General features: G+C 32.7%; 3 protein-coding genes. All 3 read left to right on the forward strand.

Features of this window, described 5'->3' with window-relative positions; genetic code table 11:
- Positions 1-179: 179 nt before the first annotated feature.
- Positions 180-560 carry a GntR family transcriptional regulator gene (locus KI369_RS28200; protein ID WP_212958952.1) on the forward strand — a complete coding sequence of 127 codons (381 nt, stop codon included), beginning with the start codon at positions 180-182 and terminating at the stop codon, positions 558-560.
- Positions 557-1,255 (forward strand): ABC transporter ATP-binding protein, encoded by a 699-nt coding sequence (locus tag KI369_RS28205; RefSeq protein WP_212958953.1) that lies wholly within the window; start codon positions 557-559, stop codon positions 1,253-1,255. The genes KI369_RS28200 and KI369_RS28205 overlap by 4 nt, the downstream gene beginning before the upstream one ends.
- A partial coding sequence (locus KI369_RS28210) for an ABC transporter permease (RefSeq protein WP_212958954.1) occupies positions 1,252-1,858 on the forward strand: 607 nt, incomplete at its 3' end. The genes KI369_RS28205 and KI369_RS28210, both read left to right, overlap by 4 nt.

Raw genomic sequence — 1,858 nt, forward strand, 5'->3', positions numbered from 1 at the left:
AAGACAGCTTTTCTTTATAGGTTTGTTTACATAACACTATTATTTTCGTATAACGAGTTTTGTTTAAAAAGTTCTATTCAGCTAATGGATAGAACTTTTTTGTAATTAAATGGGTATTTACAAACCTTATGTATCGGTGTATTATTTAACTAGTACACCGATACATAAGGAGGGAAGAAATGAAAATAGAGTTTTCTCCAAATACACCAATTTACATTCAGGTAATGGAATACATAAAAAAAGAAATCGTAACAGGACATTTAATGCCTGGTGATAAAATTCCCTCCGTACGTGAATTAGCGAGTGAATTACAAGTGAATCCGAATACGATTCAGCGTACATTTCAAGAGTTAGAGCGGGATGGGGTTGTTGTAACGCGTAGAGGAATGGGACGATATGTAACGAATGAAGGGGAGAAAATTATGGAGCTGCGAAAAGAGATGGCGAAAGAATTACTTCACTCTTTTATAGATGGAATGGACAATTTAGGTTTTTCAGAAGAAGAAATTCTTACAATCCTTCGTTCTTCATTACATGAGAAGAGGGAGGAGAGCGAATGACAGAGCTATTAAAAATAGAAAACTTATGGAAGAGATACGGGTTAAAAGCAGTGATCCGTGAATTAAACATAGAGATTACGGAAGGGAAAATTATAGGGCTTGTTGGAGATAACGGGAGCGGGAAAACGACGTTATTGAAAATGATTGCTGGTCTGCAGCATCCTTCTGAAGGGAGTATTACAATCGCTGGTAAAAAGGTAGGGTTGGAAACGAAGGAAATTGTTTCTTTTATGTCGGATAAATCAATATTTGATGATTGGATGACGGTAAAAGATTCTTTATTTTTCTATCGAGATTTCTATAAAGACTTTGATATTCAAAAAGCGATAGATACGATTGCGGAATTTAAAATACCGTTTGAAGAAAAAATTACAGCTTTATCAAAAGGTATGGTTGAAAAGCTACAAATTATTTTAACATTTTCGAGGAAAGCGAAGTTATACGTACTAGATGAACCGCTGGGCGGAATTGATCTTGTTTCTAGAGAACACGTATTAGAACTTATTTTACAGTTTTATCGCGAAGATTGTACGATACTAATCGCGACTCATTTAATAAATGAAGTTGAAAATATTTTTGATGAAGTAATCTTTTTAAAAGATGGAGAAATTGTATTGTATGAAAATGTAGAAGAGTTACGCTTCCAGCGAGGAAAAGCTGTCACAGATGTGTTTAAGGAGGTGTTTAGTAGATGAAGGCCAGTTTAATATATATGTACAATGCGAATAAAAAACAAATTTTCATTTCGTTATTGTCATTCATATTTATTGCAGCTGTCGCTTTTGTAAGTATGGGGAATTATATTAAACAAGAATCAGGAGAAGTAAGGCAAATGATTACAATTGCTTTAGTATTCTTAGTTTATTTAATTTTTGCGGTATTAGTATTTCTGCAGGCGATGTCTGCGTTTGGGAAAATGACTGAAAGTAAATTATTTCGGTTAACACCGATATCTGGTAAAAAAATTGTTTTAGCAATATTGTCATATGCAGCAATTAGCTTAATGTGTTTTGAATTAATAGGTGCTATGTTTTTCTATAGTATTTCGATGAAAGTAATAAAAGGTACAGAGCTCCACGAATTGTTATTTACCGAAAGCACACTTACACTAGATATGGTAAAGCAGTTATTTAGTAGCGTGTTATATGTATTTAATTTATCAAGTGTATTGTTAGTCTTACTTTTTACAGTAGCTGGTGTGAAAGTATTTTCTTTGAAAAAGAAAAAAATGGAGTATGCAATTGTTTTCTTCTTATTTTTACTAGTGACGAAAGTAATCAATATGATATATGAAATAT

Origin of the sequence: Bacillus sanguinis (genome assembly GCF_018332475.1) — a bacterium.
Lineage (GTDB): Bacteria > Bacillota > Bacilli > Bacillales > Bacillaceae_G > Bacillus_A > Bacillus_A sanguinis.

Excerpts from the sequence above, each read along its gene's own strand:
- KI369_RS28200 (WP_212958952.1), top strand. The coding sequence starts at position 180 with ATGAAAATAGAGTTTTCTCCAAATACACCAATTTACATTCAGGTAATG.
- KI369_RS28205 (WP_212958953.1), top strand. The coding sequence starts at position 557 with ATGACAGAGCTATTAAAAATAGAAAACTTATGGAAGAGATACGGGTTA.